The organism is Labrys sp. (in: a-proteobacteria) (assembly GCF_047605565.1).
GTDB lineage: Bacteria > Pseudomonadota > Alphaproteobacteria > Rhizobiales > Labraceae > Labrys > Labrys neptuniae.
Window position 1 is genome coordinate 195238 of the sequence record NZ_JASGFM010000005.1, and the last position, 12338, is coordinate 207575.

The window sequence follows — 12338 nt, forward strand, 5'->3', positions numbered from 1 at the left end:
ATCGAACATGCGGAAGAAATTCCGTTCGATCCGCGTCTGTTTCGCCTTCGCCATGTCCGGGCGCCTCCGTTGATCTGACGCCTCAGCTTTTCTCATCAGCCGTCTGTTTTCGCACCGAAAAAACACAGGAGTGTTTTTCGTGACCACTATCGCTTTGCCTGATGGCCTGATGGCCATGATCAAGGCCGCTACCCGGGCTCTCGTGTTGGCCTGCGGCGGGGCGGCCACAGTGAAAAGCCTCACCGGCGCTTCCGATGGCCAGATCAGCCGCTGGCAGGGCGACGCCTATCCCGACGTGATCCCGGCCTGGGCCGTCGGCGTGCTGGAATTCAACTGCCAGCAGCCGGCGTTCACCCGGATGATGGCGGGCCTGACCGGCCACCGACTGACGCCGATCGCCGAGGATGGCGGCGATACGCCGGGAGCACGCGACTTCGTCGGCGATCTGGTGAGCGTGGCCGGCGCCGCCAGCAAGGTCACGGCCGGCATGAGCGATGCGCTCGCCGACGGCAAGGTGACGCCCGGGGAAGCGAAGGGCGGCCTTGCCAATATCGCCACGCTGGAACGCGAGCTGACCGTCGCCAAGCGCCGCCTCTCCGTCGTGGCAGACGGCGCGGCATGAGGGAAGGGGATCAGATCTTCCTCATCGTGCTGCCCTTCGCGCTGCCGATCGCCTTCACCCTGGCCTGCGCTCTCGTCTGGGGCGCCGAGGCCGCCGTCAACCGCGCTCTGCGCAAGCGGAGGCGCTCATGATCGAGACGCTCCTGTTCCTGATCTGGCTGGTGGCCTGCGGCGTTCTCGTCTTCGTCGCCCTGATCCTGGCCATGGTCATCGCGGCGCCTTTCGTCGCCATTCTCGTTGGCTGCTGGGAAGCTTGGCGGGGGCGCTCATGAACGACCTCGCCGGCTATCATCGCTTCCTCGAAGGCAAGCGCGTGCTCGATCCCGCGACGGGTATCGCAACGCCGATCGACCTGCCTGCCGTGATGTTCCAATTCCAGCGCGACATCACCCGCTGGCTGCTTCGCCGCGGTCGCGCCGCCTTGTTCGCCGGAACCGGGCTCGGCAAGAGCCTGATGGAACTGGCCTGGGCCGATGCCGTGCATCGCCATACCGGGCGGGACGTGCTGCATCTGGCGCCCCTGGCCGTGACGGCGCAGATGGTGCGCGAGGGTCGGAAATTTGGGCTCGGCGGCCGGCATGTCCGCTCGCAGGCCGAGGTCACGGCCGGCACGTCGATCACCAATTACCAGAAGATCGAGCATTTCGACTTCTCGCATTTCGGTGGCGTGATCCTCGACGAAAGCTCGATCCTGAAATCGACCGACGGGCATTTCCGCAACCGGCTGATCGCTGCCTGTGCCCAGATCCCGTTCCGCCTGGCGGCGACGGCGACGCCGGCCCCGAACGACTTCATGGAACTCGGCAACCATGCCGAATTCCTGGGCGTGATGTCCTACACCGACATGCTGGCGACTTTCTTCACGCATGACGGCGGCGACACGCAGAAATGGCGCCTGAAGGGCCATGCCGAGGAGGCCTTCTGGCAGTGGATGGCCTCGTGGGCCGTGCTGATGCGCAAGCCTTCCGATCTCGGCTATGCCGATGAGGGCTACCAGCTGCCGCCCCTACGCCAGATCCAGCACAATGTCGCGGTCGAGTACGCGCCGAGCGCAGAGACGGGCCTGCTGTTCCCGATGCAGGCGGCCACGCTGCAGGAGCGGCTGGCCGCCCGGCGTTCAACCGTAGGCGAGCGGGTTGCCCTGGCGGCCTCGCTGACACCGCGCGACCGTCCTTTCGTGTGGTGGTGCAACCTCAACGCCGAGAGCACCGCCCTGACGGCCGCCATTCCCGGCGCCGTGGAAACCAAGGGATCGGATCTCGACGACGTCAAGGAGCGCAAGCTGCTGGATTTCAGCGAGGGCCGCATCCGCGTGCTGGTGACAAAGCCGACCGTCGCCGGCTTCGGCATGAACTGGCAGCACTGTGCCGATACCGGCTTCGTCGGGCTGAACGACAGCTATGAGCAGATCTATCAGGCCGTGCGGCGGTTCTGGCGCTTCGGCCAGGACAAGCCGGTGACGGCGCATTTCATTGCGGCGGAGACGGAAGGGGCTGTCGTCGCCAATCTCCGCCGCAAGGAGGCCGATGCCGAGCGCATGGCGGCCGCCATGGTCCGCCACATGGCCGACCTTTCATCCACCGAAATCAGGGGAACGACGCGGGCCGTGCCGGCCTACAATCCGGCCATGCCCGTTGCGCTCCCGTCCTGGCTGGGAGCCGCAGCATGAAACAGACCGCGTCCATCTGCGCCGTCGAGCAAGTCGTCACGCCCGACTACGCCCTCTACCAGGGCGACTCGTGCGAGCTGATCCGGGCGATCCCGGCCGACAGCGTGCATTTCGGGGTTCATTCCCCGCCCTTCGAGGGCCTCTACAAGTTCTCCAATTTCGACCGCGACCTTTCCAACAGCGAGGGCGCGACGTTCTGGGAGCACTATGCCTTCCTGATCCAGCAGCTCTATCGCGTGACCATGCCGGGCCGCCTGCATTCGGTGCATTGCATGCAGCTGCCGATGTCGAAGATCCGGCATGGTGCGATCGGCATGCGCGATTTCCGGGGCGAGGTGATCCGCGCCTATGAGGATGCAGGCTGGATCTTCCATTCCGAGGTCTGCATCTGGAAAGATCCCGTCATCGCCCAGCAGCGCACCAAGTCGATCCGCCTGCTGCACAAGCAGGTGGTGAAGGACAGCGCCATCAGCGGGCAGGGGCTGGCCGACTATGTCGTCAGCTTCCGCAAGCCCGGCGACAATCCGGAGCCGATTTCGGGCGGGTTCGAAGCCTTCAGCGGCACCGATCTCGATATCTCCCGCGAGGCCTATGACCGGCATGCCGCCGCCCTGCGGGCCGAAGGCGGCCAGCCCTGGCCCTTCGAGCAATGGGTGTCGGTTCGGGTGTGGCAGCGCTACGCCTCGCCGGTCTGGATGGATATCGACCAGACCAACACGCTGCAGTACCGCACGGCGCGCGACGAGAAGGACGAGCAGCATATCTCGCCGCTGCAGCTCGACGTGATCGAGCGCTGCATCGATCTGTGGTCGAACCCGCGCGACGTGGTGCTGACGCCGTTCCTCGGCATCGGCAGCGAGGTCTACAGCGCGGTGAAGATGGGCCGCCGCGGCATCGGCTTCGAGCTGAAGCCGAGCTATTTCCGCCAGGCTGTGAAGAACGTCGCCGAGGCCGTCACCAAGGGATCGAACGACATGTTCGAGCAGGTGGCGTGATGGCGGCCTCTCTCAGCAAGACGCAGCGCTATGCCCTGCGGGGCCTCGCCGACCGTGCCGGATCGGGCGCCATCACCAAGACCGGTACCGTGCTCGCGGCCGGCGAGATCATCGGCACCTATTACGGCGATCAGCTCGTCGAGGCGATCGGCAGCGCGACGTGGGTGCGTCTGATGACGCTCGGCATGGTCGAGCCCGACGGGCCGAAGCGGCTCCGGATTACGGATCTCGGCCGGGCTCAGATCGTGAAGATGGGGAGGGCGGCGTGATGCATAGCCTCCTCCGCAAAGAGCTCCCACTTTTCAAAGTCTTGCGGGCACATCCTTCCGGTACGGCGACCTATGTTCTCCGTAACGTCCTCGCTGGTTCCGATCGTTCCCTCACGACCCGTCAGGTCCGTTCCAAGCTCAAGCAGCTGGAGCGCGAGGGCCGGGTGCAGCGCGTCCCTTCCTACTCGGCTTTGGATCATGCCTGGGCCGTGAAGGAACCGGCACCGATCCCGGCTCGGGATGGCTATTTCCTGACGCAGTGCGAACATTGCGGGTGGCGAGGCTCATCCGAGCAATGCACTGAGCATGCCTATTGGGATGACGCCGACGTTATCTGCCCGGCGTGTCATAGCACCTTCCTCTGTGACGAAATCGAGGAGGGCGCGCCATGCTGAAGCGTTTCCTCCTCTCCATTGCCGATCGACGGCCGCCAGATGTCACCATCGGCGGCAAGGACAATCCCTATATGCGCCGATGGTGGGTGATCCCGCGCAATCGCTGGTTCAACGTCTACCTGCATCATTTTCTGCGGAGCGACGATGACCGGGCCTTGCACGATCATCCCTGGTGGAATCTCTCGATCCTACTTCGGGGCGAATATACCGAGCACACAATCGCCGATGGCGGTGTGAACGTCCGGACGGTGCGCAAATCCGGTCAGTTCAAGTTCCGGGGCGCCAGCTCGGCGCATCGCATCGAGCTTCATGCCGGCCCGTGCTGGACGCTGTTCCTCACCGGCCCGATCGTCCGGAAGTGGGGCTTTCACTGCCCGAACGGCTGGCGCCATTGGAAGGATTTCACCGCGTTCCGGAAGACCGGCAACGGTAGTGAGATCGGCCCTGGCTGCGGGGAGGGTGATTGATGCCCACCTCTCGCAGCCTGCGCAGCGATGTGCGCAATCCGGTCCTAGCGCTGCCAAGCGCTGAAGATCTCACATCCCTACCGCCAGAGCAGCGCGTTGTAATCGCTCGCCTGCTGCGCGAGCTGTCCCTCGACGCTCGCGCTAGGGCCAACAAGAGTTGGCGCCAGAACAAGGGGCCAATGGCCGTCTATTGGAAGGCCGTCGGCGTTTATGCCGGCCATCTTTGCCGTGCGATCAGGCCAGACAAGTCTGCTTCTCCCTCGCAACCTTTCACTTCGGAGCCGGCAGAATGACTGCGCTCGCCATCGATCCATCTGAGATCAAAATCACCAACTATCGCTCCGTTCGTGAGCGCCTCATGTTCGGCGGCTCGGTGCCGAAGGCTGTTCAAGCCGCTTTGGAAAGGCGCGAGCGTGCAATCGCCCGCCGGGAAATGGCGGTCGCCCAGATCGAGGTCAGTCAGGCCGCGATGGCCTTGAAGCTCGCCAAGCGCGAGGAAGAGCTCAATGCTCGGGCCTATCGGCTGAGTGGACGTGAGAAGGGTTTCGCTCAGCGCGAACGGGCGGCAGATCGGCGCTTACGTGCGCAGCGCGGCGATCAGATCAAGCCCGAGGCGCAGTCGATCGTCGAGGCCGAGGAGGTTTCGCGGCCTCGGCCTCAACTGCGCGAGATCCTCGCATGCGTGTCCCGGCGCTGGAGCATCGAGATCGATGATCTTGTGTCGAAGCGACGGACCAGTGCGTTCGTTTTCCCCCGGCGCGCCTATTACGCGATTGCCCGCGAGCTGACCTTGCGCTCGCTACCGGAGATCGCTCGTCTGTGCGGCCGGGATCATACTACGGCCCTGCACCATGTCAGGGAGGCTCAATCGATCATCGATCGCCTGAGGGTGGAGCTCGGCCGGCAGGCCGATCTGTCCGCTTGGATCGATGCCATCTATCGCGAAATGAACGGGTGACGCGTGGGTATCGAACATGTCACCTGGGCGCTGCGCAGGGTGCGCGGCATCGATACGGCTGCCAAGATGGTGCTGATCAGCCTGTCGAACTTCGCCGACGCGGCCGGCCTGTGCTGGCCTTCCGTCTCGACGATCTGCGCCGATACCGGGCTGTCCGAGGCCACGGTGAAGCGTCGGCTTGCCGATCTCGTCAAACTCGGCGCCATGACGAAGCACGAGCGGGCCGGCGAGGGCAAGCGCCAGAAGTCCAATATCTATGCGCTGGATATCGCCTGGATGGGGCCGCCGGAGCCGGAGGCGGGGACCAGCGGCCGCATGCTCCATGGTGTGCCGCTTGATGAAATCGGCATCTTCGAGGGTGAGGTTGACGCAACGGATGGGGTTCACAGTGAACCCCATCATGGGGCTCAGGCTGAGCCTGATGGGGCTCTGTGTGAACCCCATAGGGGGCTCACCGTGAGCCCCCCGTTATCACTGAACCGTCAATTTGATCCATCAGGGAAGGAAGAAGAAGAAGCGCGCGCACTCGAAACGATTTTCCAAAAGATTGTGAAGATCGCGAACCCTGGTCCGACGGAGAGCCTGCAGCGGGGACGCCTGGCGCTTGGGGCCTTGTCTGCCGATGAGATCGAGCAGGCGGTGAAGCATGCGCCAGCCTTCTTCGCGGCGATCGATGCCGAACGGCGCAAGCGGCCGAGCATCGCGATCTACCTGACGGAACGGCGCTGGGAGGCGGTTGCCCGGCAGGCGACGATGCGGCCGAGTGAGCGGACGGGCGGCCGGGTCTTTGTGCGCCGCGACAGCGAGGTCTGGGTCCTTTGGGCCAAGCACTTGGGCAAGGATCCTCGCACGCTGCCGACCCTGCATTCGCGGGAATATGGCTGCCTCGGCTGGTATTTCGGCACGACGCTCTATCCGCCCAAGCGAGACGGGGAGGCGGCCTGACCATGCGCCTTCCCTCGCCAAACCTCGATCAATTCCTCAATCCCGAAGGACGGGCAATGCAGGGCGAAAGCGCGCGAGTTCTCCGCTGGCACGTGGTCTATCTCAGCCTGCGCGGTGCCGCCCTGGTGCCGGGCTGCGAGGAGGATGGCAAGCTCAAGCGAAGCCGGGCAGAGGATCAGCTCGCCGCCAAGGGCTTCTCCATCTTCCGGCCAAGGCATAAGGTTCACAAACTGATGCGCCGCAAGGTCATGACCTCGACCGGTCGCACGATCAAGACGGAACACGTCGAGGTCAGCCGGTTCCTGTTTCCGCGCTATGTCTTCGTCGGCGTTACCGGATCGCTCTCCTGCTGGGATATCCGCCAGGTCGACGGCGTCGAAGCGATCCTCTGCACCAACTACGTGCCGGCTGTCATCCCGCACGACAAGGTCGAGGATCTTATGGCGGCCTGCGATATGGGTCTGTTCGACCACGGATCGGCCTTCAAGGTCTCTCGCGATGTCATCCTCGTCGGCGTGCTGCGGGGCACAACGGTTCCGACAGAGGAGCCCGTCAAGGTTGGCGGCAAGGTGAAAACTGCGGTCAACCTGTTCGGACGCGAGCACTATGTGCGGGTGCCCGTTGACAAGATCAAGATGGTGAGTTAGCCATCGTATCAGGATGAATCGCGCTGGATGGGCGTATGCTGCCAGTGACAAGCGATCCCAGGTAGCGGACAATCCGTTTCTACCCCAATGTAGGTTTATGCCCGGAGCGCAAGCTGCCGGGCTTTTTCATATCTGAAGATAACAGCTGCTTTCAGGGCATTGCCCGCGAGGTCCTCGAATTGAGGGCTGGCAGCTGATCGGCGCATGCAGCGGCACGGAAGGACGTGCGAGCAAGCATCAATGGAACCTCCCGGCTTAGGTAGCCTGTGCTACGGTCAAGAGAGGCTCTCCGCGAAATTGGTGGAGCAGGTATCAAGCCCTGTCTGCATGAACCGTTCGATTGGCTCCCTGACGCCAGGAACCCAATGGCCAAGCTTACAGCCATGAAGCCTTCGCTTCGCTCGCCGCCTCCTCTCCTCTCCACGCCACCCAAGATCGCCGACAGGTTCTACCTGACGAAGGAGTGGCGCGACCTGGTCGCCTCGATCAAGCGAGAACGCGGCCCATACTGCGAGGCCGTGCTGCCAGGCGGCCAGGTCTGCCGCTCCAGCCATCGGATCATCGGCGACCATATCCACGAGCGTCGCGATGGCGGCGCCGATCTCGATCGCAACAACGTACGGCTTCTGTGCTTCGCCTGTCATCAGGCCAAGACGGCAGCCGCACGCAAGGCCAGAGCAAGAGGGCAGGTGTAGTCATGGCGATACCGACACCAGAGAACGCGCGCTTTGAGGTGCGCCTGAGCCAGATGGGCAGGATGCGGGTCTACTTTGATGGCAAGATGCTGCCCTGTGTTACTAACATTAAGCTTGAGGGCGAAGGTCGCGATCCTGCATCTGTAACCATCGTCCTATATGGCGGCGGCGTGCGGCTCGTCACTGAGGAGCCTGAGGTCGCAACGATCGACCGTCTGATTGCCGAAGGCCAGATCTGATGCTGGTTGGCATGGTAGAGGGCGCGACCCGCATCATCGGCAAAGCGCAGGGCTACATCGGCTTGCCGCTGCGCGACGAGATGGTGAACTGCACGGTCAATGGCGAGGGCACACCTGCCATGGTGTCGGCCTGGTTCCCAACAGCCGATGAACTTGCCCGCCTCAATGCAGGCGCGCCCGTCCACCTCCGCATCCTCGGCGAGGCGCACCCTCCCGTCGCGGTCGAAGTCGGCGAGGCGCCGGCCGAGCCGGCCCCGACCCCCTGACGCAACGGCAGGGGGGGTATCGAAAGTCTGGAAGGCCGCCAAGCCCCTACCGCCGTCCCTCTCATTCGCGGGTTTTTTTCGTCATGGCAGATTTTGAGCCGGCCTTTGACCTGCTTGGCGACCCCATTCCGCCCAATCACGGCAAGAGGGGTCGCCCGCAACATGTGCCGACCAAGGAAAACTCTAACAAAATCATGCTCTTATTGGCGCAGGGTTGGCCTGATGCTCGCATCGCTGGAGCGATGGGCATCACGGTTCCCACGCTGAAGAAGCATTATTTTTCTTTGCTGCGTTCCCGTGATGTCGCCCGTGATCGCGTCGAGGCGATCGGTCTGCTGACCTATTGGAACCAGGGGCGGGAAGGCAACGTCGCGGCCATGAAGGAATTCTTCCGCCGGCACGATGCTTCGATCGGGCCGATCTTCGAGGACAAGGTAGATCGGGAACAGGAGCGGGCCGGCAAGAAGGAGCAACTCCGCCAGGAAGCCAACAATCCGCCCGATGATTGGGAAGCGGTCATTCCGTCTCAGACGCACTGACGATGGTCGACCTTTCGTGCCGCGACTGGTTCGCGAAGCTCCAGGCTGGGCGGCCTCCGCTGCCCGACAATCTGCCGCTCGACGCTGAAGAGGCGAGGGCGGCCGTTGCCGTCTTCGAGAAGCTGCGCCTGCCCGATGTTCCCGGGAAACCGCTCCTTCGTGATGCCGCTGGCCCGTGGGCAAAGGCCTTTGTCAGTGCGATCTTCGGCCTCGTCGATATGAGCGAAGACCGCAAGGTCATCGTCAACCGCAAGGTGCGGCGTTTCGTTCAACTCGTCCCGAAGAAGAATTCGAAGACGACGAACTCGGCCGCCATTATGTTGACGGCGCTCCTGCGCAACCGTCGCCCAAATGCGGAATTCCTCCTCGTCGGCCCGACACAAGACACTGCCGGCCTTGCCTATGACCAGGCTGATGGCATGGTCGGGGCCGATCCCTGGTTGAAGAAGCGGTTCCACACTCGGGATCACTTGAAGACGATCGAGGATCGTAAGACGGGCGCGACACTCCAGATCAAATCCTTCGACAATCGCGTGATGACCGGACAGAAGCCGGTCGGCGTGCTGGTGGACGAGCTGCATGAGCTCGGCAAGTTCCACTATGCACAGAAGGTCATGGCCCAGATCGATGGCGGCATCCTCGCCAATCCGGAGGGGTTCGTCATCATCATCACCACGCAGAGCGACGACCCTCCCACGGGAGTGTTTGCCGCCGAGCTGGAGCACGCCAGGCAGGTGCGGGACGGAGAGCTTGTCGATGGCGAGACGCTGCCGATGCTTTATGAGTTCCCGATCGAGATCCAGGCGGCCGATGTCAAACCCGGCGAGTTGAAGCCCTGGGAGGATCCGAAGCTCTGGCCGCTGGTACTGCCGAATCTCGGTCGTTCCATCACGATCGACCGTCTCCTGCCGAAATTCCGTGAGGCCAAGGCCAAGGGCATCGAGGCCTATTCGATCTGGGCCTCGCAACACCTCAACGTCCAGATCGGCATTGCGATCACGGGTACCAGTTGGCGCGGAGCGCATTACTGGCTCGGCGCCGCCGACATCAAGCCCGTAACGCTGGAGACGATCATCGCACGCTGCGAAGTCGTCACGGCAGGGGTAGACGGCGGCGGCCTGGACGATCTGCTCGGCCTCGCGGTGATCGGCCGGGAGCGAGGTACGCAGAAATGGCTGATCTGGTTCCGGGCGTGGGCTCATGACGATGTCTTCGAGGAGCGCAAGGAGATCGTCCCCAAGCTTGAGGAGTTCATTGCGGAAGGTTCCCTGACGCGATGCAAGGAGCCGACGCAGGATATCGAAGAGGTCGCCGACGTCATCGAAAAGCTGTTCCAGGCCGGTCTTCTGCCGGAGGAGCATGGCGTCGGCTTCGATCCGTTCGGTGTTTCGGCGATGGTCGACGAGCTGGCGCAGCGTCAGATCTTCACGTCAGAGCGCGGTGGGCCAGTAACTGCCGTCTCGCAGGGCTTCAAGCTCATGGCGGCGATCAAGGGCATGGAGCGGAAGCTGAAGGACGGCACGCTCAAACACGGCGGCCAGGCCCTAGCGAGTTGGTGCGTGAGCAACGCGAAGGCGGAACTCAAGGGCAGTTCCGTGGTGATCACGAAGCAGGCGGCAGGCTGGGCAAAAATCGATCCCCTGGTCGCCGCTTTCAACGCCTTCACGCTGATGGCCCGCAATCCCGAGGCCGCAAGCGGCAACATCGACAGCTATGTCGACAGCCTGAGGAAAAGCCGTGAAGCTGTATAAATGGCTGCGCCACAAGGCGGGCAATTTCATGTCGATGCGGTCGGCCTGGTCCAAAGGCTGGAGTGGATTGCAGGCCTATTCGGGTGAGGCGGTCAATGGCGATACCGTGCTCGGCTTGTCCGCTGTCTGGGCTTGCGTCAACCTATTGGCTGGCACAATCGGTTCGTTGCCACTCAATGTCTATCGAGCCGGTGGCGCCGGCGGGAAAGTCATCGCCGAGGATCATCCTCTCTATCGCCTGCTCCACTCGAGCCCGAATGCCGATCAAACCGCGCTCGACTTTTGGGAGTATGTGAGCGCGAGCCTGGAGTTGCGCGGAAATGCCTACGCCCAGATTGACCGTATTGGCAGTCGGGTCACGTCTCTGATGCCGATCCATCCAGATGATGTCAGTGTGCGGCGCCTTCTCACCGGCAACCTGGAATATACTTGGTCACTGAACGGCAAGGTCCACGTCTCCGGCGAACAGGATATTCTTCATATCCGTGGCTTCGGTGGCTCGGCTCTTGGCGGCTACTCCACCATTACCCATGCCCGCCACTCCTTTGGGCTAGCGATAGCGATCGATCGTGCGGCCGGATCGACCTTCCGTAATGGGCTCCGCCCTTCGGGGACGCTCACCTTCGAGAAATTCCTCACAAAGGAACAGCGGGACGTCATCGAGGAAGGGCTCGCGGAGAAATTTGCCGGTGCCGTCAATGCCGGGCGTCCCTTCGTGCTCGAGGGCGGATCGAAGTGGGCGCAGCTCACCATCAATCCGGAAGACGCGCAGATGCTGCAGTCGCGCGGCTTCAGCGTTGAGGATGTCTGCCGTTGGTTCGGCGTGCCCCCTTTCATGGTCGGCCACACGGAAAAGACGACCAGCTGGGGGACTGGGCTGGAACAGCAGGTGCTCGGCTTCGTCAAATTCACGCTTCGCCGCCGCTTGAAGAGGATCGAGGCGGCCCTGGAAAAACGGCTTCTGTCGGCATCCGATCGCGCCAATGGAATCTCGATCGAGTTCAACATCGAAGGGCTATTGCGGGGTGATAGCGCGGGTCGAGCCCGCTTCTATCAGCAGATGACAGCGATCGGCGCGATGACGATCAACGAGGTTCGCGCGCTCGAGGGTCTCCCGCCCGTTCCGGGCGGTGATGTCCCCCGCATGCAAATGCAGAACGTCCCCATCACCCAGGCCGGCATCGGCCACAACGGCGGCCCGCCGCTGGAGGATAATCCATGAAGACCAAGGATTTCGCCCTGCAGGTCAAGGATCTCGGCGACGATGGCACCTTCGAGGGCTACGGTTCGATCTTCGGAAACGTCGACAGCTATGGCGAAAAGGTTCTTCCTGGCGCCTTCATCGATAGCCTGGCGCGTCACAAGCGCGAGGGCTCAAGCGTCCTGATGCTCTGGCAGCACAATTCCGATGCACCGATCGGCGTCTGGGAAGATCTCGCGGAAGACGCCAAGGGATTGTGGGGCAAGGGCCGGTTGATCCTCGAGGTGCAGAAGTCCCGCGAGGTTCACGCCCTGATGAAGGCGAAGGCGATCGGCGGTCTGTCGATCGGATATCGAGAGCAGGATACCGATCAGGAGGGCAATGTGCGCCTCCTCAAGAAACTCGATCTCTACGAGATCTCTCCGGTGTCGTTCCCGGCCAATCGCCGAGCTCGCATCGAGAGCGTCAAATCCGAGCGCATGGAGGAGATCGCCCGTCGCTTTCGCGATGGCGACCCCATGCCCGTCAAGGAATTCGAGGAAATCCTGCGAGAGGCAGGGTTCCCGAAAAGCGCAGCCGTGCAGATCGCCTCTGTCGGCTACGCCAAGGCCATTCGGAGAGAGTCCGAGGGCGAGAAGGCGAACGATATGGCCGCGTTCTTGAACGCCTTGCGCGGCTAGC

At 63.0% G+C, this 12338-nt stretch carries 17 protein-coding genes; all 17 read left to right on the top strand.

Annotation, left to right across the window (positions count from 1 at the left end):
- Window positions 1-139 precede the first annotated feature (139 nt).
- The 17 genes from QM672_RS07570 (at window position 140) to QM672_RS07650 (ending at window position 12337) form a co-directional block, all read left to right on the top strand.
- Window positions 140-622, top strand: coding sequence for a hypothetical protein (locus QM672_RS07570; protein ID WP_415081657.1), 483 nt, complete (start codon window positions 140-142; stop codon window positions 620-622).
- The gene (locus QM672_RS07575; protein ID WP_415081659.1) at window positions 619-753 is read left to right on the top strand and encodes a hypothetical protein; all 135 of its coding nucleotides are present in this window, start codon (window positions 619-621) and stop codon (window positions 751-753) included. Before QM672_RS07570 ends, QM672_RS07575 begins: the two co-directional genes overlap by 4 nt.
- Entirely contained in the window at window positions 750-893 is a 144-nt protein-coding gene (locus tag QM672_RS07580) for a hypothetical protein (RefSeq protein ID WP_415081661.1), read from the top strand. The genes QM672_RS07575 and QM672_RS07580 overlap by 4 nt, the downstream gene beginning before the upstream one ends.
- Window positions 890-2290, top strand: a complete 1401-nt coding sequence (locus QM672_RS07585; RefSeq protein WP_415081663.1) for a helicase — start codon at window positions 890-892, stop codon at window positions 2288-2290. The genes QM672_RS07580 and QM672_RS07585 overlap by 4 nt, the downstream gene beginning before the upstream one ends.
- Entirely contained in the window at window positions 2287-3285 is a 999-nt protein-coding gene (locus tag QM672_RS07590) for a DNA-methyltransferase (protein WP_415081665.1), read from the top strand. The genes QM672_RS07585 and QM672_RS07590 overlap by 4 nt, the downstream gene beginning before the upstream one ends.
- Entirely contained in the window at window positions 3285-3554 is a 270-nt protein-coding gene (locus QM672_RS07595; RefSeq protein WP_415081667.1) for a hypothetical protein, read from the top strand. Before QM672_RS07590 ends, QM672_RS07595 begins: the two co-directional genes overlap by 1 nt.
- A 388-nt stretch (window positions 3555-3942) precedes the next feature.
- Window positions 3943-4416, top strand: coding sequence for a hypothetical protein (locus QM672_RS07600; protein WP_415081669.1), 474 nt, complete (start codon window positions 3943-3945; stop codon window positions 4414-4416).
- Window positions 4417-4705: 289 nt separating this feature from the next.
- The gene (locus tag QM672_RS07605; RefSeq protein ID WP_415081671.1) at window positions 4706-5374 is read left to right on the top strand and encodes a helix-turn-helix domain-containing protein; all 669 of its coding nucleotides are present in this window, start codon (window positions 4706-4708) and stop codon (window positions 5372-5374) included.
- A gap of 3 nt (window positions 5375-5377) precedes the next feature.
- Window positions 5378-6319 carry a helix-turn-helix domain-containing protein gene (locus tag QM672_RS07610; RefSeq protein ID WP_415081673.1) on the top strand — a complete coding sequence of 314 codons (942 nt, stop codon included), beginning with the start codon at window positions 5378-5380 and terminating at the stop codon, window positions 6317-6319.
- Between the two features lie 2 nt (window positions 6320-6321).
- Window positions 6322-6966, top strand: coding sequence for a transcription termination/antitermination NusG family protein (locus tag QM672_RS07615; protein ID WP_415081675.1), 645 nt, complete (start codon window positions 6322-6324; stop codon window positions 6964-6966).
- Between the two features lie 365 nt (window positions 6967-7331).
- A complete protein-coding gene (locus QM672_RS07620) occupies window positions 7332-7661 on the top strand; it encodes an HNH endonuclease (protein ID WP_415081677.1) in 330 nt (109 codons plus the stop codon).
- A 2-nt stretch (window positions 7662-7663) separates the two neighbouring features.
- On the top strand, window positions 7664-7900 hold the full coding sequence (locus QM672_RS07625) for a hypothetical protein (protein WP_415081679.1): 237 nt from the start codon (window positions 7664-7666) through the stop codon (window positions 7898-7900).
- Window positions 7900-8166: a hypothetical protein gene (locus QM672_RS07630; protein WP_415081681.1), complete on the top strand. Its 267-nt coding sequence runs from the start codon at window positions 7900-7902 to the stop codon at window positions 8164-8166. The genes QM672_RS07625 and QM672_RS07630 overlap by 1 nt, the downstream gene beginning before the upstream one ends.
- A gap of 83 nt (window positions 8167-8249) precedes the next feature.
- On the top strand, window positions 8250-8705 hold the full coding sequence (locus tag QM672_RS07635) for a hypothetical protein (protein ID WP_415081683.1): 456 nt from the start codon (window positions 8250-8252) through the stop codon (window positions 8703-8705).
- A 2-nt stretch (window positions 8706-8707) separates the two neighbouring features.
- The gene (locus QM672_RS07640; protein ID WP_415081685.1) at window positions 8708-10456 is read left to right on the top strand and encodes a terminase large subunit; all 1749 of its coding nucleotides are present in this window, start codon (window positions 8708-8710) and stop codon (window positions 10454-10456) included.
- Complete coding sequence (locus tag QM672_RS07645; RefSeq protein WP_415081687.1) at window positions 10443-11678, top strand: phage portal protein; 1236 nt, start codon at window positions 10443-10445, stop codon at window positions 11676-11678. The genes QM672_RS07640 and QM672_RS07645 overlap by 14 nt, the downstream gene beginning before the upstream one ends.
- The gene (locus tag QM672_RS07650; protein WP_415081689.1) at window positions 11675-12337 is read left to right on the top strand and encodes an HK97 family phage prohead protease; all 663 of its coding nucleotides are present in this window, start codon (window positions 11675-11677) and stop codon (window positions 12335-12337) included. The genes QM672_RS07645 and QM672_RS07650 overlap by 4 nt, the downstream gene beginning before the upstream one ends.
- Window position 12338 lies beyond the last annotated feature (1 nt).